This is a genomic window from Pelosinus sp. sgz500959 (genome assembly GCF_042610375.1).
In the GTDB taxonomy this organism is placed as follows: Bacteria; Bacillota; Negativicutes; order DSM-13327; family DSM-13327; genus CTSoil-075.
On record NZ_JBGJZL010000003.1, the window covers coordinates 108,666 to 131,015 of the forward strand.

General features: G+C 38.4%; 18 protein-coding genes. 14 read left to right on the forward strand and 4 right to left on the reverse strand.

The features are described 5' to 3' along the window. Positions 1-37 precede the first annotated feature (37 nt). The 3 genes from ACAN52_RS05400 to ACAN52_RS05410 form a co-directional block, all read right to left on the reverse strand. A complete protein-coding gene (locus tag ACAN52_RS05400) occupies positions 38-589 on the reverse strand; it encodes a hypothetical protein (protein ID WP_378953301.1) in 552 nt (183 codons plus the stop codon). Between the two features lie 41 nt (positions 590-630). After that, positions 631-1,299: a hypothetical protein gene (locus tag ACAN52_RS05405; protein WP_378953303.1), complete on the reverse strand. Its 669-nt coding sequence runs from the start codon at positions 1,297-1,299 to the stop codon at positions 631-633. A gap of 106 nt (positions 1,300-1,405) precedes the next feature. After that, complete coding sequence (locus ACAN52_RS05410; RefSeq protein WP_378953305.1) at positions 1,406-1,831, reverse strand: HIT family protein; 426 nt, start codon at positions 1,829-1,831, stop codon at positions 1,406-1,408. 367 nt (positions 1,832-2,198) lie between these two features. Between ACAN52_RS05410 and ACAN52_RS05415 the strand changes: the two genes are divergently transcribed. Next, positions 2,199-4,382 (forward strand): EAL domain-containing protein, encoded by a 2,184-nt coding sequence (locus tag ACAN52_RS05415; protein WP_378953307.1) that lies wholly within the window; start codon positions 2,199-2,201, stop codon positions 4,380-4,382. A 76-nt stretch (positions 4,383-4,458) separates the two neighbouring features. On the opposite strand, the gene ACAN52_RS05420 is transcribed toward ACAN52_RS05415, so the two are convergent. After that, the gene (locus ACAN52_RS05420; protein WP_378953309.1) at positions 4,459-4,974 is read right to left on the reverse strand and encodes a LysR family transcriptional regulator substrate-binding protein; all 516 of its coding nucleotides are present in this window, start codon (positions 4,972-4,974) and stop codon (positions 4,459-4,461) included. Between the two features lie 196 nt (positions 4,975-5,170). On the opposite strand from ACAN52_RS05420, the gene ACAN52_RS05425 reads away from it, so the two are divergent. The 13 genes from ACAN52_RS05425 (at position 5,171) to fliD (ending at position 22,320) form a co-directional block, all read left to right on the forward strand. Further along, positions 5,171-5,842 (forward strand): Crp/Fnr family transcriptional regulator, encoded by a 672-nt coding sequence (locus ACAN52_RS05425; protein WP_378953310.1) that lies wholly within the window; start codon positions 5,171-5,173, stop codon positions 5,840-5,842. A gap of 115 nt (positions 5,843-5,957) precedes the next feature. Then, entirely contained in the window at positions 5,958-7,916 is a 1,959-nt protein-coding gene (gene cooS / locus ACAN52_RS05430; protein ID WP_378953312.1) for an anaerobic carbon-monoxide dehydrogenase catalytic subunit, read from the forward strand. Continuing rightward, a complete protein-coding gene (locus ACAN52_RS05435) occupies positions 7,913-8,716 on the forward strand; it encodes an AAA family ATPase (protein WP_378953314.1) in 804 nt (267 codons plus the stop codon). Before cooS ends, ACAN52_RS05435 begins: the two co-directional genes overlap by 4 nt. Before the next feature lie 240 nt (positions 8,717-8,956). Next, positions 8,957-9,649: a response regulator transcription factor gene (locus ACAN52_RS05440; RefSeq protein WP_378953316.1), complete on the forward strand. Its 693-nt coding sequence runs from the start codon at positions 8,957-8,959 to the stop codon at positions 9,647-9,649. Next, on the forward strand, positions 9,633-10,937 hold the full coding sequence (locus tag ACAN52_RS05445; protein WP_378953318.1) for a sensor histidine kinase: 1,305 nt from the start codon (positions 9,633-9,635) through the stop codon (positions 10,935-10,937). Before ACAN52_RS05440 ends, ACAN52_RS05445 begins: the two co-directional genes overlap by 17 nt. Positions 10,938-11,116: 179 nt before the next feature. After that, positions 11,117-12,355: an LCP family protein gene (locus ACAN52_RS05450; RefSeq protein ID WP_378953320.1), complete on the forward strand. Its 1,239-nt coding sequence runs from the start codon at positions 11,117-11,119 to the stop codon at positions 12,353-12,355. 79 nt (positions 12,356-12,434) lie between these two features. Then, positions 12,435-13,265: an undecaprenyl-diphosphate phosphatase gene (locus ACAN52_RS05455; RefSeq protein WP_378953322.1), complete on the forward strand. Its 831-nt coding sequence runs from the start codon at positions 12,435-12,437 to the stop codon at positions 13,263-13,265. A gap of 234 nt (positions 13,266-13,499) precedes the next feature. Beyond that, the gene (locus ACAN52_RS05460; protein WP_378953324.1) at positions 13,500-13,919 is read left to right on the forward strand and encodes a flagellar hook capping FlgD N-terminal domain-containing protein; all 420 of its coding nucleotides are present in this window, start codon (positions 13,500-13,502) and stop codon (positions 13,917-13,919) included. A 102-nt stretch (positions 13,920-14,021) separates the two neighbouring features. Continuing rightward, on the forward strand, positions 14,022-15,680 hold the full coding sequence (locus ACAN52_RS05465) for a flagellar hook protein FlgE (RefSeq protein WP_378953326.1): 1,659 nt from the start codon (positions 14,022-14,024) through the stop codon (positions 15,678-15,680). A gap of 92 nt (positions 15,681-15,772) precedes the next feature. Then, positions 15,773-17,263 carry a flagellar hook-associated protein FlgK gene (flgK, locus tag ACAN52_RS05470; RefSeq protein WP_378953328.1) on the forward strand — a complete coding sequence of 497 codons (1,491 nt, stop codon included), beginning with the start codon at positions 15,773-15,775 and terminating at the stop codon, positions 17,261-17,263. Positions 17,264-17,286: 23 nt separating this feature from the next. After that, a complete protein-coding gene (gene flgK / locus ACAN52_RS05475; RefSeq protein WP_378953330.1) occupies positions 17,287-18,792 on the forward strand; it encodes a flagellar hook-associated protein FlgK in 1,506 nt (501 codons plus the stop codon). Positions 18,793-18,807: 15 nt separating this feature from the next. Continuing rightward, the gene (flgL, locus tag ACAN52_RS05480; RefSeq protein ID WP_378953332.1) at positions 18,808-20,349 is read left to right on the forward strand and encodes a flagellar hook-associated protein FlgL; all 1,542 of its coding nucleotides are present in this window, start codon (positions 18,808-18,810) and stop codon (positions 20,347-20,349) included. A 24-nt stretch (positions 20,350-20,373) separates the two neighbouring features. Beyond that, complete coding sequence (fliD, locus tag ACAN52_RS05485; RefSeq protein ID WP_378953334.1) at positions 20,374-22,320, forward strand: flagellar filament capping protein FliD; 1,947 nt, start codon at positions 20,374-20,376, stop codon at positions 22,318-22,320. The last annotated feature ends 30 nt before the right edge of the window (positions 22,321-22,350 follow it).

The following is a 22,350-nucleotide window of genomic DNA, read 5'->3' on the forward strand; positions in this document are numbered from 1 at the left end:
CCTTCTTATAACTGTTCATTTTAGAGAGGGTCTTAGTCTACCAGTGGTGCCAGGATCTGCCCCAACGTCCGTGCCATCCGCCGTGAACAATAACAACGGGACGTTCATCACTATAGTATGATGGGCGCTCTAATGTAAATTTATAATCATTGGGATGCCAGCTGCTCTGGCCAATGTAAACATCCAGTGGACTGATTTTGTGGCCATCCATGTAAAGTTCAAATGCCATATAATCGCCATCATTAACATCAAAATCGATGCCGACACTTCTGCCATCTGTGGTAAATTGAAAATCAATCGTATCTCGATCTTTTATGTGATAATAATCGTCCCCTCGAAATAAACGATCATCAACATCTTTAAAATATCCATTAGTATGTATTTTTCCGCTAAAAACATGATTTTCGCCGATTGCTGTATTGCGCAAATGGAAACCATCATTATCGTGCCAAGCAAAAACACCAAGAATATGATGGGGGCTCAGTACGTCTGGCTCTCCTTCGTAACTTGGAGACCATGCCATGAATGCCGTTGATTGAAAGCAGAAAAAAGTGGCAAAAACGAGAAGGAAACCAAACACTTTTTTCATAAATATCCCACCTTTACTAGTTAACAATAAAAGACTATTAACTAAAAGCCTTCTTTATGAAAATTTTTATGTCCATAGTGGAAAGCATCTTTAAGAGTTTTCATGTCTTGTGAAAAAGTGGTATCACTAATACCAAGTGATTGAGCGACATCATGCCACGTATTATTAATTTTCCGCATTCCTAATAGATCGGACATTGATTTACCAGTATTTTTGGCTAATTCATTAGCAATTGCAATGTCACGTGCATGATAACCTTGTTGCATAAGTTTCAAACTGGATTGTTTTGGAATATTTAATTTGGCCTCTAGTTTACTGGAAGAAATATCTTGGTAAGTAGCCCTTGCTTTTTCTCTTGTTACTCCCAATGTCGATGCCACATCTTTCCAAGTATTATCTAAGGTTTTTGTGTTAAGTACTTTTTCTAAAGATTGGTCACTTGCCTTGGCTAAAAAAGCGGCCTTATGTAAGTCTCTAAAACTGATTCCCTGTTTTTGATATTTTAAAATCTCATCTTTAGGAATGCCAAAAGTATTAGAAATTTTTTGAGCAATTTTATCGGGATCGACCTGATGATGATGGATGGCTGGGCGATTATCTCCATCTTTAGATTCGCTTGCTGCATGAACTAGAAAAGGAGCGACAGCACCTGTAAGTATAAATGTTCCTAGGGTTAATCCAATAACATTCTTCTTGCTTAATAAACTCATAATTAAAACCTCCCATATTTATCTATGGGTTAATTATACTTGTAAATTGTGACAAAAGTATGACGAAAGGGTGACAAAATGGTGGCGTTATGGGAGCAGACGAAAATTAAAGATTTTCTTTAATTTGATTGATTAACTGTTGATATTCTTCAGCACTTAAAAGTACTTTCTCCTGTGGCATCATTTCAAAAGTACCACCCCAACTTGGACCATTTTCATACTTAGGTACAATATGATAATGTAAATGCGTCATTTTATCGGCATAAGCTCCATAGTTAATTTTATTTGGTGAAAATCCCTTATCGATTGCTGCGGCTACTCTAGCCACATCTTTCATAAATAAATTTCGTTCTTCATCTGTTAGATGGAAGATTTCGCTTTTATGTTCCTTATAAGCGATTACACATCTTCCACGATAAGTTTGTTCTTTAAATAAATATAGGATAGATGCTTCCAATTCACAAATTTTAATCATAATGTCTGTAAGTTTTTCATCTTTAGTACAGTAAAAACAATTGTTCTGGTCACTCATTGTAATTCGCTCCATTCATATCATAGTTTCATTAAGGTCTTTCTTCAGTAGCACTTAAACAACGTCATTCTTAGACTACCTTTTTCAGTATAAATGAATAATTAGTTAATTAACTTATTTAAATAATTATTCATTTATACTGAAAATCCTTTATTTTATTAAAAAAATTATGAAATATAAAAAAATCAACACTCAACACGTTAAGGAGAAAATACTGGATTTTATTATTGAAGGTGATTACAGTTGATGTCCATATTAGCCAAGGATCAATTGAAGGAGTTCAGGTTGTTTTTATCGAATAATCTCATAAAATATATGTTTACGTCGCAGGATAAAATACGCTATTTTTGATATGAGGAGATGTTTGATGCTAATGAAGAAGTTGTCTATGGGTTTTCTTAGAATTAGACGCTCCCACTGCCAACGACATGCAAAAATTCAGAGCGGCCAGAATGAAGAATTTTTTCGGACAGTTGTAACAAATACGCCAATTATTATTTATGCATTAGACTGTAATGGGATATTTACCTTATCGGAGGGGCTCGGTCTTACGAAATTAGGACTTTATCCAGGAGAAGTTGTTGGACAATCGGCTTTAATCATATACCAAGATTATCCTGAGATTATAGAGGCAATTCAGCGGGCACTTTCAGGGGAAATGATTAATTTAGAACATGTCATCAAGGAGACCTATTTTGATAATCGAATGGTTCCTATCGTTGATGAAGCGGGATGTGTCTATAGGGTGATTGGTGTTGCACTTGATATTACTGAGCGCAAACGTGCAGAAGAAGAATTAGAGCAGGCATATCAAGAACTGACTGCAACGGAAGAAAAATTACGTGAACAGTTTAAAGTTCTTAAAAAAAATAGTGATATTATCGAAGAAAAAGATAAAACTTTGTGGGCATTGTTCAATAATATGCATGATGCATTTGCTTTATATGAGAATGTTTGTGATGAGCATGGCAATTCTATTGGTTTTCGCTATTTGGCAGTTAATAAATCCTTCGAACGTATGATGGGGGTTAGCGCCAGTGAATTGGTAAAGGATACGGTTTATACAGCGTCACCAAGCATAAAGGACTATTGGTTAGATATCTATGACAAGGTGGCTCAGACAGGAATACCCCAGTCCTTTGTGTACTATAGTCCCAAATGGAAGAAATATTATTCCATGACGACCTATAGCCCTCAACCAGGACAAATTGCAGTATTGTCATTAGATGTTACTGAAGAAAGACATAATGCTGAGCTTGTTCGTCATCTTGCATATCATGATTCGCTAACAGGTTTGGCAAACCGTCTATATTTTCGGGAAAAAATTACTCAAGCGATAGATTATGCCTCACAGCATAAAGAAAATTTTACGATTATGTTCCTTGATTTAAATGATTTTAAACGAATTAATGATACGTTTGGTCATTCAGCTGGTGATGAATTTTTAAAAGTCATTGCAAATCGTTTAAAAACCTGTTTACCTGAAAACTATACAATTGCACGTATGGGCGGAGACGAGTTTACTGTGATTATTCCTGCTATTGGTAACGTTTCTTTATTATCTGCTATTGCTGAAAAAATTATTGATGCAATAAAAGAACCTTGGAGTTTTGGAGTTCATGATTTTTATATTGGAATTAGCATTGGTATGGCAGTTTATCCACGAGACGGTGATGATATTGATGCTTTATTAAAATGTGCCGATATTGCAATGTATACAGCTAAGAAGATAGAGGGGAATTCATATCATTTTTATACAGAAGAATTGCACGCGGCTATTATCGAGCGTGTTTCATTGGAAAATGCTCTTCATCAAGCAATTGAACGCAATGAATTTATTCTTCACTATCAGCCCCAGGTTGATCAATTTGGTAAGTTAATTGGAGTGGAAGCGTTAATAAGGTGGCAACATCCTACGCGGGGATTGCTGTATCCAGGAGACTTTCTTGATCTTGCTGAAGAAATTGGGATCATGATTCCAGGTGGTGAATGGGTACTACGCACTGCCTGTGCTCAAAATGCCGCATGGCAGAAAGCTGGATACCTTCCAATCACTATGGCGGTGAACGTCTCGGCAACTCAATTTCAGCATCCGAATTTCCTGGAAAATCTTAAGAAGATTTTAGCAGAAACTGAGCTGTCTCCTGAATTATTAGAAGTGGAAATCACTGAAACAATCGCAATGACGAATGTTGAAGTGACGAGCTTGATCACCAACGCTTTGCAATCGATGGGAATTCGCCAGGCTCTAGATGACTTTGGTACTGGATATTCCTCTCTTAAATATCTTAAAATTTTTAATATCGATGTCTTAAAAATTGATAAATCCTTTGTTCAAGACATTGAGTGCGATTGTGATAATGATGCCATTGTAAAAGCAATTATCGCTCTCGCTCAAAATTTGAAACTTGAAGTCATTGCAGAAGGCGTTGAAACCCAGCAACAATATAATTACCTTAAGCAACTTGGTTGCCAGAAGATGCAAGGTTATTATTTCAGTCGTCCTGTTTCTGGGGAACAAATTGAGGAGATACTGCGGGAGATGCACTAAACTCGGTGAAGAACAATTTAAATTTTAAAATAGCCAAAGAAAACTCTTTCATGGATTTGAAATGAGTTTTCTTTTTTTATGATCCTTTCATAGAAGTACAGAGTTCTAAAAAAGCATGCATCGCTGGCGTCAGCCATTTTTCATAATGGTAGATTAATTGAGTTTTTACGTTTATTTTAGGTCCAGCCCAATCGAGTTCCACAAGTTTATCTCGTTCGAGGTCATCTTTAATGGCAATTTTGGGTAAAATGGCAACGCCTAAACCGCAAATAGTGCATTGGCGTATGGCGCCGATACTGGATAATTCCATCAATACTTCAGGTTTAACTTGCCTCTCTTTAAACATAGAGAGAATTAGAGGGCGATAACCACAGCCAGGTAATGTGATGATTAAACATTCGTTGGCTAAATCGTGGGGTTTAATATTTTTCTTTTGGGCTAGAGGGTGGAGAGGACTTGCGACTACCGTCAAATCCTCATCATGCAGTGTTTGAACAGTCATTTCCTGAGCTTTTATTTTGTCGGTCAATACGAGGGCAATATCAATCTTATTAGTTTTGATTAATTCGAAAAATTGTTCACATAACAGCATTGTAGTAAGACTTTATTGATGTTACCTTGATATGAGTACAAACTGCTTATATAATAGATGATAAGAAAAATAAGAATCAATGATAGAATCAGTGCCGCCTAACAAAAATAGTCTGCTTTATGTTTAATCCAACCTATAGGCTATACATGAGGTACAGGATATATTGAAATAGAGCTAGCTGTACAGGAGGTTGATTTTGAAAAGTTTTGGAAAGCTGCAAGGGACGCACTTATTTAGTCGATTACCAGAAGCTGTTGTAACTCAATATTTTAATCACTGTCATACACGTAAGTTTAGAAAAAAAGAAGAAATCTTTCGGCAAGAAGAACATGCGGACTATATTTATATGGTGCTTCAAGGAAGGATACGCGTGTATTTACGGTATCCAAATGGCAAAGAATTTACTCTCACCATCTTGGAAGCCGGTGCTGTCTATAGCGGTCATACGCGTACTTTTGGTCAAGCTCTTGATGACGGTGAAATTGTATTTATTCCTGTGCAATCATTTCGTAAACTACTCATGGAAGTCCCTTTATTTGCGATGAGTGTGATTTCGGTGTTAGGCGATTCTTTAAAGAACTCCATAAATACAATTGAAAGCTTAGTATTTAAAGAAGTAAATAAAAGATTGTATCAGTTTCTTTATAGTTTGGCCTTCGCTAGCGGTGAAGAAAAAACGGCCACTTTTCAAGTTATTTTAGGCTTAACTCATCAACAAATTGCAACGATTGTTGGTAGTACAAGGCAGACTGTGAGTGCTTTTTTTAATAATCTTCAAAAAGAAGGAGTAATCACACTCGAAAAAGATAAGATTATCATTCGAAATTTTGATGTGATTGCGCAACGAGCAAAAGACGATACTGAGTAAATGATTATCCTTTAACTGCATAATCCAACTAAAAAAAGAAAAAGATGTCGGCTGGCTGACATCTTTTTCTTTCTTTTTCTGCTAATTTATAGATAAAGAAGAGGAGGGTATCATTATGCATCAATCAAAAAATAGCCAAGTTGTCAGTTTAGATAGCGATATGGAAATTCTCTATGAAAAAGCATGTGAAGAGGGAATTGAAACGGCTTTTTCCCGGGCCAAACAGAGTGCCGCTCGTTGTCCTTTTGGTTCAGCAGGCGTTTGTTGTCGACATTGTTTGGAAGGGCCATGTCGAATTGCACCCAATGGTAAAGGCCCGCAACGGGGAATATGTGGCGCCGATGCTGATACAATTGTGGCTCGCAATCTTTTAACGACTCTTATTGAAGGAGTGGCAGGTCATGCTGAACATGGCCGAGAGATTGCTTTGGCTCTATTAGAAGCAGCAGGAGGACATTCTGATTACCCAATTAAAGGTATTGATAAATTATATAAGGTGGCGACAGGGTTAGGCCTTGATACCAATGGAAAAACTGTCGAAGAGATTGCAAAAGCAGTAGCTCTTAAGGCATTAGAAGATTATCAAAAACAAACGGGAATCATGAATTGGTTGACTCTACATGCACAACAACAATCCATTGAGAAATGGAATGAACTTGGTATTACTCCTATTAATATTCATTTAGAGATTTCAAAGGCGGTTACTCGAACGACCATGGGGTGTGATGCTGATCCAGTCAACCTTCTTTTGGGCTGTTTGACGATGGGGCTTGTAGATGGTTATGGCGGTTTACATTTATCGACAGATCTACAAGATATTCTTTTTGGTGTACCGAAGGTTGTAAAGTCTAAATTTAAACTTGGTGTAATCAAACCAGACATGGTTAATATTGCAGTGCATGGTCATGTTCCGTTGTTATCAGAGAAAGTTGTTGAGTGGTCGCGTAAATTATCAGCAGAAGCAGAAGAAGTCGGTGCAACAGGAGTTAATGTTGTTGGTGTGTGTTGCTCTGGTAATGAAATTTTAATGCGTCATGGTGTACCAGCTGCTTCGAGTTTTTCATCGCAAGAATTGGTTATTGTGACGGGTCTACTAGAAGCTATGGTGGTTGATGTACAATGCATCATGCCGGGAGTTCAAAAGGTGGCAGAGTGTTATCATACAGAAATTATCACAACCCTACCCTATATTAAAATTGCTGGCGCCACTCATATTGATTTTCATACCCATGAGGCCGATAAAGCGGCACAAGCCATCGTTCGTAAAGCCATTGCCAATTTTAAAAAGCGAGATTTTCAAAAAACTTCAAATTTTACAGGAACAGTAGAAGCCTATGCTGGATTTTCGACAGAACAAATTGTAGAGGCGCTTGGTGCACTGAATGCCAAAGAACCACTTCAACCTTTAATCGATGCGATCGCCAGTGGTGCCATTCGTGGTGTTGCGGCAATCGTTGGCTGTACAAATCCTCGAGAATTACAAGATTTTGGAAATGTTACAGTCGCCAAAGAACTGCTTAAAAATAATGTTTTAGTCGTTGCAACAGGCTGTGCAGCTCATTCCTTGGCAAAACATAATTTAATGAACATGGAGGGTCTGGAATATTGCGGAGAGTCCTTGCGAGGTGTTTTACAGGCAGTCGGACAAGCGGCCGGTCTTCCATCCTTGCCTCCAACCTTACATATGGGGAGTTGTGTTGATAATTCACGTCCTGCGGACCTTTTGACCGCAGTGGCTAATTTCTTAGGAGTCGAAATTAAGGATTTACCTGCTGTTGGAACTTGTCCAGAAACTCATAGCCCTAAAGCCTTAGCAATTGGTACTTTTTTTCTTGCAAATGGTGTAGATGTTCATATTGGTGTTGATCCACAAGTCTCTGGTTCTAAGCTTGTTACGGACGTTCTCTGTAATGGGGTAGCTGATGAGGGTTTGAATTTAGATAAGTTATTCGGTGGAAAATTAATTTATGAACAAGATCCTGTAAAAGCAGCTGCTATCTTATTGCGACGGATTGAGGAGAAAAGATTGGCTTTAGGCCTCAGTTCAAATTTTAATCCAGAGACTAGCCTATGAGACCGAGGGGATTGAAGATTGCCATCTCTGGTAAAGGTGGTGTTGGGAAAACAACACTTGCATCCCTCCTATGCCATGTATTAGCTGCAAGAGGTAGTAAGGTATTGGCAGTTGATGCTGATCCGGATGCTAATCTTGGAATGGCCCTTGGATTTAGTTCAGAAGTTCTTGCTCAAGCAACAACCATTGCTCAAGATGAAAAACTAATCGAAGAGCGTACGGGTGCAACACCTGGTGGATTTGGGGAGTGGTTTACTCTAAATCCTCTGGTCGACGATATACCTGAAAAATATGTGGTGCAAAAGGGGAATATCGGCCTTTTGCAAATGGGTGCTAAAGGAGTAGGCGGTACAGGATGTGCTTGTCCAGAAAGTATACTGCTCAAATCACTGTTAAGTCATTTAGTGCTAGACAGAAATGAGGCTGTTATTGTTGATATGGAGGCTGGTTTAGAGCATTTAGGCCGGGGTACAGCAGAAGGTGTAGATATTTTTATTATCGTTGTTGAACCTGGGCAGCGTAGCTTTGCAACAGCCCATGCTGTAGCAAAAATGGCAAAGGATTTAAAGATCCAAAATATATATGTTGTCATTAGCAAATTTCAAGGTACAGAATTAACATCTATAACGGAGCAATTTGAAGAGTTAAGGGTCATTGGTGTTCTTCCATACAAAGTAGAAGCTGTTGTTGCTGATTTGCAAGGTAAGACTTTATTTGATTTGTGTCCGGATCTTGTGGAAGAGGCTGCCTGTATTTTAGATAAAGCAATGAATGAAATCACTACTTTAACGATAGTGTAATTTACTATCTTTCATAGAGTCCGCCAACAAGAAGAGAATCTTCTGATTGGCGGACTTCTTCTATTGTAAGATATCAAAATTTATAAAGAGGATCAGTTGCAGGTGAGATTGTTATGTTATAATCGAATTGAATCATGATCGTAGTAAGCATCCTTAGTATTTCAGGAAAATTTCATTAATTTGTGATGTAATAGAGTTGTTAATTTTTTAATAGCATTGAATTGAAATGGGGTTAAAGCAATGAAAATATTAATAGCTGAAGACGATCAAAGATTTGGGAATCTTGTTTATCAAATGCTATTACGACAGAATATGCAAGTCGATTGGGTTCATTCAGGAGATGATGCGTTAGACTTTATCAAAAATGAACTCTACGATGTGATTATTTTAGATTGGATGATGCCCAAAAAAACTGGTCTGGAAGTATGTAAAGAACTAAGGGAAGAACATTATCAGGGTGGAATACTGATGCTGACAGCAAAGGATACTGTGGATGACTTAGTCGTTGGTTTAGAAGCAGGTGCCGATGATTATATTGTTAAACCTTTTGAATTTAAAGAACTATTAGCGCGAATTCAGTCTGTAGCGAGGAGAAGCAAAGTTGCATTAAAAGAAGAATGTGTAAAAGCGGCTGATCTTGAATTGAACCGAGGGACGAAATTGGCGAAGCGAGGGACAAGAATGATACAGTTGACAGGACGCGAGTTTCAGCTTTTAGATATATTGATGCAAAATTACGGGAGAGTTCTGCCGAAAGAACTCATCCTCGATCATATATGGGGATTGGAGAGTGAAATTTCGCCTAATAATTTAGAAGCTTTTGTGCGGTTGTTACGAAAAAAAATTGACTACCCAGGCGAGGAAGAATTGATTCAAAATATTCGAGGAGTTGGGTATAAGATGGAGGCGAGAAAGATTGTCCGAAGCTCGTAAAAAACTGACGATTGTATATAGTATGGTATTCGGACTGTTCTTACTGGTGTTTACAGGAATGGCATGCTTTATTCTTGTCTGGGGCACCTATGCGGAACGAACAGAAGAAATCGAAATTTTGGCAAATGAGATTGAAAATGAGCAACTAGACTTGATTGTACAGCAATACAAAAAGAAAAATCTTACAACACCAGAAGTTGCCATCGAAGATGACTATGATATCAGTGGACAAGTTTTTTACTATATATTGGGTCCTGAAAAGCAGGTGATTAAAGTCGATCCACCTGTTCCTGTTTTGCGTGCGCCAGTTTATGAGGAAATTATGAAATGGAGCCCTGGAAAAAATACTAAAGTTGCTACCGTCACCTTGCCAACTGATGAGATGGCAACTTTGGTTTTGACCGCACATAAAGTGTATCGTGGAGAATCACTGTTGGCTACAATCTATGTCGGTAGGGATGTGACAGCCTATGCGCGTAGTCTCGTTCGCAGTATAGTGACATTAAGTGGATCAGCCTTTTTATTTTTAATTCTAGCTGCAGTGATAGGCTATTTTTTAGCAGGTAAGGTCACAATTCCAATGGAGGAATCAATTAAAAGGAAAAAACAATTTATTGCTGATGCATCTCATGAACTGCGGACTCCTTTAAGTGTACTCTTAACCTCGATCGAAGCTATTGAAATGGATAAAGATAATTTTTTATCACCTTTCTCATTGCAAATCATGAGCGATGCAAAAGATGAATTTTTTCGTTTAAAACGATTAGTCAATGACTTGTTAACATTGGCACGAGCCGATACGGGAGATGTGAAACTAAAAAAAGAAGCTTTCTCCCTCAATTTACTGAGCGAACAAGTCATACATTCTTTGAAAACTACAGCTGAACAGAAAAAAATTAGAGTCCGGTTTCAGATGAATGAATCCATCGAATTAAATGCTGACCCAGAACGTATTTATCAATTGCTTTATATCTTAATTGATAATGGTTTGAAATATAGTTTACCTAAAAGTGAAATCGTAATCCATCTTGAACGAGTGAAAAATGGAAAAAATTCCTATGTTAAAATTGTTGTGGAAGATACTGGGCCAGGTATTCCTGCAAAATTTCATGAAAAAATCTTTCAACGATTTTTCCGAATTGACGAATCAAGGTCACGGGCTATTGAAGGCTCAGGCTTAGGATTATCCATTGCTCAATGGATTGTTCATGCCCATCAAGGTGAAATTTCTGTTCATAGTGAACCGAGTAAGGGGAGTCAATTTATTGTCCTCATTCCAAGTCCTTAAATTCCTTATCACCTTCAATATTCTTTCAACAAAATTTCAGTTTGTTTTGCTATACTCAATTAGCAATAGAAATCAATTGATCAATTACGTAAAAAATCAAATAAGTTCTGTACTACATGGGTGGTGCAGGGCTTATTTCTATATTTATGATCTGTCTGGAGAATACAAAGAGGTGTAATATGGAGCAAGATGTTAGTCGGCTTTCTTCTTCAAAAAGACAAATTCGCCGTTTTAGGAAAGGGCGAGTTGCGATGCTGCTCACTATGATTATTTTTTTAGTTGCAGGAGTTACATATGCATTTTTAAGTGGACCTTCTTCTACAAATACCTTAGTAAGCACATTTCTGATGAAAGAAAAAATTAATATATTGGTTCTTGGTGTTGATGCACGTGACGATGATGTAGGTCGTTCTGATACTACTTTTGTAGTTACCATTGATACAATTGGCAAAAAAATCACCATGCTTTCTATTCCCCGGGATTCTCGTGTAAAAATCGATGGGCATGGGTGGGACAAAATTAATCATGCCTACGCGTTTGGTGGGGCAAAATTGTCTAAATCATCTGTTGAAAATTTATTGACGATACCTGTAGATTATACTGTAGTCATAAATTTTCAAGGATTTGTTCACATGATTGATGCAATTGGCGGAGTGACGATTGATGTAGATAAACGAATGTATTACTCTGATCCATATGATGATGATGGAGGATTATACATTGACCTTCGTCCTGGTATTCAAAAACTCAATGGAAAAACTGCTATGGAATATGTGCGTTACAGAGATGAAGAAGGCGATATCGGCAGAGTGAGCAGACAACAAAAGTTTTTAAAAGGCTTATTAAAGGAACTCAGTGAGCCGCAGATTATTACGAGTCTGCCTAATCTTATTAAAGAATTTGCTATAGCAGTAAAAACTGATATGCCAAGTAAAGAAATGGTGAAGTTAATCCCTATTATAAGCGAGGCGGCAAAAATAGGTTTATATACGGAATGGGTAGCTGGTACTCCATATTGGATCCACGATGTTAGTTATTGGTTGCCTGATATTAAAGAGCTTCGATATAAAGTTGCTCAAATACAAGGCCTTACTGTAGACGGACTTTATACACAAGTAACGGATCGATTAGTAAGTGAATATGCAAATTCCATACCCCGGGAAATAAAAGTGGTTGAGTCTCTGCCGGATAGTAAAAAAACTTTGAAGTTAGATAAACAAAATACAGATTCCATTAAAACAATAACAGCTGCAGTTTCTTCCTCGGATCAAGTGAAAGGGAATCAAAGTTCTGTAAATGGGAAAAATAGTGCAGATCCTATCAATATTAAAAATACCAATTATCAAAATACGGAAGTGGCCGGGGCGAATAATGAAAAAATACATAATAACATGGTAACGAGTATAAAATCCAAATAGTAAAAGTAACCATATTTTTTAACTGAGTGGGACGGTTATTTTATATCATTTAAATGAACGAAACAAAGGAGATTTTATTTTGACGATACTTCAAACACTTATTTTTGCAATTGTTCAGGGGATTACAGAACTTTTTCCTATTAGCAGTGTAGCACATGGGGTTTTAACGCCTTATTTTTTTAATTGGAATTTAGATCCAGAGTTTTTAAAAGAACATTTTCTTCCATTTTTGGTGATGTTACATTTAGGTACTGCCATAACTCTTTTACTGTATTTTGGTACAGAATGGACTAAAATTGTGATTTCCATATTTAAAAAAGATGATCGATCCAGAAAGATGATGTTTCTTATAGTGGCTGGTACGATTCCCGCTGCTGTAATTGGGATTCTCCTAGAAAAACCACTTCGTCATATGTTTAGTAATGTAAGTAGTGCTGCATTTTTCTTAATCATAAATGGGTTTATACTCTATTGGGGGGAACGATTACGAGGAGAAGGACAAGGTAAAAAAAGTATTAATGATCTCAGTTATAAGCAAGCAATGACCATAGGCTTATTTCAATCCTTAGCACTGATTCCGGGATTTTCTCGTTCAGGTGCCACAATGACGGCAGGTTTTTGGATGGGTTTAAAGCATGAAGAGTCTGCTCGGTTCTCGATGCTGCTTGCCACTCCAATCATTATTGGAGCGAGTATAATCGAAGTTCCCAAACTGATGCATACTGATATTGCTGGCTTATTCCAAATTTCATTAATTGGAGGGATTGCATCTGGTGTCGCAGCATTTTTTAGTGTCTGGACTTTAATGAAATGGTTTCACAGTAATGAAATCAACGCGATGCGTCCTTTCGCCTGGTACTGCTGGTTATTAGGCGGCGGAGTTTTGATTAGTCAATTTATTTTTAGATGATCTTATTACAGAAGAAATCTAAAAGGATGAAATAGAGATTAATTTAATTTGAAAAATAAAGATGATATGATACGAAACAGAGGAGCTGTGGATAACTCATTTATGAGTTGCCACAGCTCTTTTTTTGCAAATAAATGTTTTTGCCTTTTAGACATTTCTTAATAAAAACTAAATATATGTTTGCGATACTAGAGCAAGAAAATAGATTGTTCGACATAAAGGGAGGAAATATAAATGAGTATTACATCATCCGTTACGTCTAGTTCTTCGGTAGCGTCAACGACTTCTAGTACAACTACTTCTAACAGCTTAGATGCTGATTCATTTCTTCAATTATTGGCATCAGAACTAAAATATCAAGATCCTAGCGATCCAGTTAGTGCTACCGAGTATGTATCTCAGATGGCTCAAATCAGCTCTTTATCTCAATTATCAAGCATTTATACTTCAGTTAACAATGCTGCAGCATATAACATGATTGGTCAGGAAGCTACTTATTCTGTCACTGATTCATCAGGTTCTACAACTACAGGAAGTGGAACCGTAAATTCTGTGACGATTTCTGGTAGTAATACTTATGTTGATGTTGGAGGAACTAAAGTAAACCTTAGTTCAATTACTCAAGTGGGATCCAATAGTACAACAAGTGCGTAATTGTAGTTTATGTTAATAATTGAGTACATTATAGCTTACCTCTATAGAGAGAGGATACAGGTTATTTCTAAATAAAATAGTAGGTAAAGTGAGGAATTTTATATGATGAATGCATTTTCTTCTGGGGTATCGGGGCTTAAATCACAACAGACGAGCCTAGATGTTATTGCCAATAATATTTCTAATGTAAATACTACAGGATACAAATCACAAAGAGTCAGTTTTAGCGATCTACTTAGCCAGACGATTAGTGCTGGCACTAGCTCGACGACAAATTCAGGTGGTACTAATTCAGTACAGCTTGGATTAGGTGTCAGTGTGGGCAGTATTGATAATATTATGACCGCAGGAACAGCTGAATCGACGGGCGTCAATACAGATGTATCGATTGGTGGGGAAGGTTTCTTTGTTGTACAGGGCGGAACAAAAGGTACATATCAGTATACGCGTGCTGGTAATTTAAGTACGGATGACACTGGTAATCTTACTGTAAATGGTTATAAAGTTTGTGGTTGGGAGCAATATACGATCGATGATGACGGCAATTATGTTTATAATACTAGCTCTGCGGCAGAACCGATCAATATTTATACAGATGCTTATAATGGAAATAAAAAAGTAATTCCTGCCCAAGCAACCACGACAGCTGATTTTACAGGGACCTTAGATCCAACAAAAACAGTAGCAACAACAGCAACAGCCTTGAATGATATTGGTACGACACCTACTTCTTTTGATCAAACATCAACAATTACTGCATATGATTCTCAAGGTAACAGTTACGATGTGGATATCGATTGGAAAAAATGTAAAGTTGATTCTACAAGTAATACGACGAGTTGGTATTGGCAAGCCAGTACTTCTGATGCTGGAATAACTCCTTCAAGTGGTTATGTCTTATTTAATTCCGATGGAAAAATGGTTGATGTAGCCATTGACTCAACGACTGCAAATACCACTGGTTATAGTGATACTAATGTTAGTGTTGGTAGTGATCTATCGAGTATCATTAGTGGTACTGGTACTACGAGCAGTCCTGTTACTAGTGGTACTTATACAGTCACATCAGTAGCGAATGCATCTGGTGGCTATGATCTTACATTGACAGGTACAGGGATTAGTTCTCCAGGGATTACAGTGAATTCAACGGATGGTTCAGCAACTTTTACAGATACAAATGGAAAATCGCTATTAACTTTATCGGCATTAGCGTCCAGTAATGCATTGGCAGCAGGATCAATGAGCTTTACTGCTTATACTGATACAACAAGTGTAGCAACTATTAGTGTGAAACCAACCTCTGGTAGTACAGCGGCATTTAATGTTGATCTGAATTTTGGCAATGTAAATACGTATACGAGTAGCAGTAGTAGTGTGACTGGCACTGCTGATGGTTATAAGTCAGGAGAACTAGAAAGTATTTCGATTTCTGATGATGGTACAATTGTGGGAACTTATAGTAATGATCAAACCCAATCATTGGCAAAAATTGCGTTAGCTGTTTTTAATAATCCAGCAGGACTGGAAAAAATAGGAAGTAATCTCTATGCTACCAGTGCCAATTCTGGTAGTGCGACGATTGTTTCTGCTGGAAGTGGTGGTTCAGGCTCTTTAAGTTCTGGATCTCTAGAAATGTCAAATGTAGACTTGGCCGAAGCGTTTAGTGATATGATGGTCACACAACGAGCTTATCAAGCCAATAGCAAGGTAATTTCGACAGCTGATGAGATGATGCAGTCTTTGATTAGTATGAAAGGGTAAAATAAGATAGTAACTTAGTGTAGGATTGAATTAAAGAAATTATAGTAGGGTACTCTTATTATCCGTTGTATTTTTTGAAGGGAGGTAAACATATGGGGTCAACTTTCGGTGCATATGGTATTGCTTATTCAGGTATGTATGTGAATCAGGTCGCTCTGGCAACAACAAGTACGAATCTTGCCAATGTAGATACAACTGGAGCTTCAAGGGTTCGAGCGGTTAGCACGGATAAAAATACTGTACTTTCAACTGACACGTCTGTGGGAAGCGGCGTGAGTATAGCAAGCATTACACGAGCACGAGATCAATTACTGGACAACACGTATCGTACACAAAATGCTAAAAATAGTTATTTGTCAGTGAAAAGTGGTAATTTGGAATATAGTGATGAAATATTAAGTGAGTTTACTTCGGCTTCTACTACAGATACAACGACTACAACTTCAGGTGTACAACAGGTCATAAATGATTTTTTTAATTCTTGGCAAACATTGTCTACAGATTCAAGTACAGCGACGACGCGTCAATCTGTTATCACGGCTGGCACTACATTGATCAGTACGCTAACGGATATTGATGATCAGCTCCAACAACTTCAAGAAGACGCTGTAAATGGAGTCAAGGATGGAGTGGATAGTCTAAATGATTTGGCTAAGCAAGTTGCAGACTTAAATCAGCAAATTAGCAAAGCTGAAGTTGGTGGTAGTGAGGCGAGTTATCTACGGGATCAGCGTGACACTTTGCTTGACCAAATGTCTTCTTTAGCAGAGATTAATACTAGTGAATCCAATGGAAGTTTACAAGTCACTCTAGGTGGGGTCACATTAGTAAATGGTACAAAAACTCATGCTCTTATTGTTAAAGGAAGTGGGACAAGTATTGATCCGTTAACGGTGGAGTTTGCTGATGGAACTTGTAAAGTCAATATTAGTAGTGGAAGTATAGGTGCTTATCTAGAGGATGCAGATCAAACTGGTTACGAAACAATTGACTCAAGTAATATTCCTTATAATTTAGTGACTACAGGGACTAGTTCGATTAGCACTATGCGTCAATCTTTGAATGATCTGATTACGACTCTTGCGACTGAGCTCAATTCTGTACATAGTTCAGGAGTTGACCTTAATGGCGATTCTGGTCTAGATTTTTTTACTGTGATCGATTCCAGTCAACCGCTCAGTATTAGCAACATACAGGTTAATCCTCTGATAGTAGCTGATTCAGATAAGATAGTGACAGCATCTAGTAATGCAGATGGTGATAATACCATCGCCAATAAAATTTGGAATCTATCTACTGATACTACTTCTTATCAGTGCGATGGCTTATCTCTTGATATTACTGATTTTTACAAGGCTGTAACTTCTTGGATAGGGACTGCTGGTGACACAACGGCAAGTAGCTATACAAGCCAAACAGCTTTAGTTCAGCAAGTTGACAACCAACGCCAGGCTGTTTCGAGTATTTCTCTCGATGAGGAAATGTCAAATATGATCAAGTTTCAAAATGCCTATGCTGCCAGTGCGAAAGTGATGAGTACGATTGATAGTCTGCTTGCAGGCTTGATTGAAGATTTAGGATAAAATTTAAACAGGAGGAGAATCATATGGCTTCAACTTTTATGGGGCTTAGTATTGCCAGTCGTGGTTTATCTGCCAGCCAGACTGGGTTGGCGACGACCACGACGAATATGAGTAATATGAGTACTACAGGCTATTCACGACAAGTCCTGAATCAGACATCTGTAGGTCCAGCTGCAGTATACAGTAGCAGTTTAGTTGGTGCTGGAGCAGAAGTCATTTCTGTTGATCGAGTACGTAGTGATCGTCTTGACCAAAAGTATTGGCAGGAAAATAGTGGATCGAGTAAATGGAACGCTAAATCCACCTACTTATCACAGCTTGAAACTATTTTTGGTACTACAGATAGCAGTACGATCAGTACAGCATTAAATACATTTACAACAGATTTAGGGACATTATCGACCGACCCTACTGATACGGCAGTTAGGGCTACAGTATTAGAGGATGCCAAAAATTTCTGCTCAACACTGAATGATACTTCTACCCAACTTACTCAACTACGTAGTGACATTAATAATGAGGTTAAAACGACGGTAGAACAAATCAATTCCTATACAACGCAAATTGCAGACTTAAACCAGAAAATTGGTGTAGCAAAAGCATCTGGAGCTGCGGCAAATGAACTTGAGGATCAACAAGGGGTTTTAGTTGATAAACTTTCTGGACTCATTGGTATTAGTACAACAAAAAGCGATGATGGTATTATTGCCATTACGGTCAATGGCTCCACCTTAGTAAGTGGCAATAAAGCAAAACAGCTAGAATGTTACACTGTCACTGATACGACCAGTGCGCAATACGGGATGTACGGAATTCGTGATGCAGCGACTGGTAGAGATTTTGCTTCAGGTGATTCAGGTGCACTGAACGGATATATTCAAGTTCGGGATGGTAGTACTTCTGATAACAAAGGTATACCCTACTATAGCAGTCAATTGGATCAATTTGCACAAACATTGGCGAAGGCTTTCAATGAAGGTATTACTGTCGATACCACCAGTTATAGTGGAAACGCCGATGGCGTAGGTCTTAACGATACAACTGATATCCGTTTCTTCTCCTATGATAATCTATCATCAGCAGATTTAATGGCGAGTGGTACAGATACGGATTCGATATATAAAAATATTAAGGCTGGGAATATCACAGTATCAAAGGATATTCAAGAGGATTCTAGTAAAATTGCAACATCCTCAACTGTTGGTGAAGACAGTAACAATACAAATATTACTGACCTTATTAGCATTATTACAGATACTAATATTTTCGGAAATTCGACAGCCACAGGTTTCTACAGCTCAATCATTGCAACTGTTGGTACAGCCAGTTCCTATGCCAAAACTGAATACAGTCGTAAAGATGCCATCACAAGTTATATCGATACCAGTAGATCATCTGTATCAGCAGTCTCTAGTGATGAGGAGACAGTTAATTTGACGAAATATCAACAAGCATATGCTGCCTCAGCTTCTGTTGCTACCAAATGGAGTGAAATCTATGAAACGACCATTAATATGGTAAATGTTTAGAACGGGGGGGTCTTTGTGCGAATCACTAATAATATGACAATGGAAAGCACACTGCGAAATATTAGCAAGGCAGCAAATCGACTGGCTGCAGCTAATGAGGCTGAATCTTCTCAACAAAAAATTCAATTGGCTTCAGATGATCCAGTGGTGGCGACGAGAGCCATCACATACCGTAGTTATGTTTCCCAAATTACACAGTACCAAGATACAGCAACCGCTGCTACTGGTTGGCAGAAGACGACGGATTCAGCTTTGAGTGACTTAAATGACATTATTGCAAATGTAAAAGAGTTAGCGACTGAAGCGGCGAGTGATACTGTGAGTGATACTGATAAGGCAAGTATTAAGACTAGTATTGAAACGCTAAAGACGCAGGCTATTTCCATTATGAATACTTCTTATGCAGGGCGTTATATTTTTGGCGGCTACAGTACGAGTGAAGCACCCTATAAGGCGGTAACAACGACGATTGGAGATAGTGTCACTTTCAAAGGGGATTACTTGAGTCTTGGTGGTGTTGTCTCATCTTCAATATCAGATGCAGATATTGAAAGTTTCTATACTGCAAATGGCGGTTCTCTCTACGAAAGCACCCCTACATTAAATACGACGGCTGCCGCTGCTAAAACGGCTTCTAATACATTAGCGTCTGCTGTGACTAGCTATGGTGGTACTACGACCTTAACCGATGCGGCAGCCATTGCTAAGACTGCCTCCCAAACCGCTGCGGCGGCTTCTGCTGCTTCTCCAACTGATACGACATTAACAGCCGCGGCTGCCGCAGCTAAAACTCTTTCCGATACTTTAGCCACTGCTGTTATCGTTAATGGTGGTACGACAACGTTAACAGCCGCGGCAACAGCTGCCAAAGATATTTCCGATACGTTAGCAGCCGCTGTTATAACAGATGGTGGTACTGCGACGTTAACGGCAGCTGCAACCTCGGCTAAAACTGCTTCTGATGCAGCCGCAGCAGCTTCAGCAGCCAATCCAACTGATACGACCTTAACAACTGCGGCTGCCGTAGCTAAAACTCTTTCTGATACCTTAGCGACTGCTCTTAAAACCTATGGTGGTACCACGGATCAGAGCATTAACTACAATATCGGTTTTGACACCACAGTAACAATCAACACACAAGGGCAAAATGTGATTGGTGAAGGTGCTGGCAGTAATCTCTTTGATACCTTTTCAAAATTATTACTAGCTTTAGATGGAGATACCACCTATAAGACTGCTAACATTGATTCAACAGGTAATGTGACGGTTACCACCAATTCTTTAAGCATTACCGACTTGCTCACGGATCTAACGACAGATGCCAATCGACTACAGGTAGCCCAATCTACGTTGGGTGCTCGCATGGACAAAGTGGCGACTGTGACTGATAGTTTAGGAGATGCATATACGGCATATAAATCTCTTATGAGCGATAATGAGGATGTAGATACATCTATGGCGATCACGGAGCAAGCTAGTGCTGAGTATTGTTATGAATCAGCTCTTTCTGTTGGAGCAAAGGCCATTTCTAAAAGCTTAATCGATTATTTAGGGTAATAGATATAAAAGGAGACGAGGTAAATGTCCAGCAGTAGTAGTGTATCAACCAGTACCGTCAATGGGACGACCAGGGTTACTGGCTTATCTTCGGGTCTTGATGTTGATTCTATTGTTAAACAATCGATGACTGCCGAAAAGGCAAAAAAGCTAAATAAATTGCAACAGAAGGAACAAAAAGTAGAATGGACACAAACAGCCTATCGTGATATTACTTCTGACATTCAAACATTCAGTAATAAATACTTTAATGTAACATCATCGACTAGCTTGCTCAGCAAGAGTAATTATTTAAAAAATACTGTCGCTAGTACTGATAGTGCAGTTACGGCAACAGCTAGCAGTACTGCATCAGCGGGAAATCACACCATACAAGTGGATCAACTCGCCACAGCCGCTACTCTTAAAAGCAGTTCGAGTGTGTCGAAAGATGTACAAGGTTCAACAACTCCCAGTTACTCTAGTCTCAGTGACAAAAGTTTTATTCTGACTTTGGATGGTACAAGTAAAACGGTCACTCTTGATTCTACAGTAACGGATCTATCTTCCCTGCAAACTGCGATTAACGATGCAGTTGGATCGGGGAAAGTCACCGTTAGCGCAGACTCATCGACGGGATATTTATCCCTTACAGCTGCCGATAGCGGTGTACAGGTCATTACGATAAGTGCTCCCACTACCGGTACCAGTGCATTATCTAATTTAGGTTTTGGTACCGGTGCAGTGCTTTCTAACCGCCTAAATACATCTTCCACATTATCGACGATATCTAGTCAATTGTCGACAGCATTAACGTTCAATGATGATGGACAAGCAGAGTTAACCATTAATGGTACAACCTTAACCTTTGATAAATCAGATACATTGGCTGAAATGATATCTGAGGTTAACAAAAGTAGTGCTGGAGTGACCATGAAATATGATAATCTTACGGGGAAATTGGTGATGACGGCTAGTGCTACAGGTGCGGGCAATACCCTAGTCGTGACTGAAAGCAGTGATAGCAGCAATACAAGTAATAGTAATTTCTTAACAGCTTTATTAGATAAATCCACTGCAGGTGTAGATGCTAAGGTAACGATTGATGGACAATCTTTAACTCGTAGTTCTAACACCATTACTGTCGACGGTATCACATATAAAGCCAACCAAACAACAACCTCTGCTGCTACAGTCAGTGTAACCCAAGATACAGATGGTGTTTATGATCTGATTAAAGGTTTTGTAGATGATTATAATACATTGATTGATACGATTAATACTGAATTGACTGCAAAATATGATTCTGATTACCCGCCACTCACCGATGATCAAAAAGATGATATGACGGATGACCAAATTACCAGTTGGGAAACGAAAGCAAAAGTGGGGTTATTGCATAATGACTCCATTTTAAAAAGTTTCGTAAGCGATTTACGCACGTCTTTGATTGACTCTATTTCTGGCCAGTCTAGCACTCTTTCTAGTATTGGCATTACTACTGGTACTTATGATACAAAAGGAACACTATCTGTCGATGAAACGAAGTTAAAAGCGGCGATTGCTAGTGATCCTGAAGGAATTATGAATCTTTTTACTCAGCAGGCATCTTCTACGACTTCTTCAGGTACGTCTCTCTCTGGAACTGCGGTTGTACGTTCCTTATCATCAAAAGATTTATCGACCAGGTATAAAGAAGAAGGCATTGCTTACCGTTTTTATGATACTCTCCAAAAAAATATTTCCACGATACGAGATACAGCTGGCAATAAAGGTACACTATTAGAAAAAGCAGGCACTACAAATGATGCCTCTGATACAGATAATACTCTGACGAAAATGATTGATAAGTATACAAGTGAGATCGATGATGAAGAAACAAGGCTGGATACGGTGGAAGATAATCTATATACCAAATATAGTAAATTAGAAACGTATATCAATAAAATGAATTCACAACTTTCATCTTTATCATCATCTACTTCCAGTTAGATTATCAATAAAAGCAGAGTCAAGGAGTGA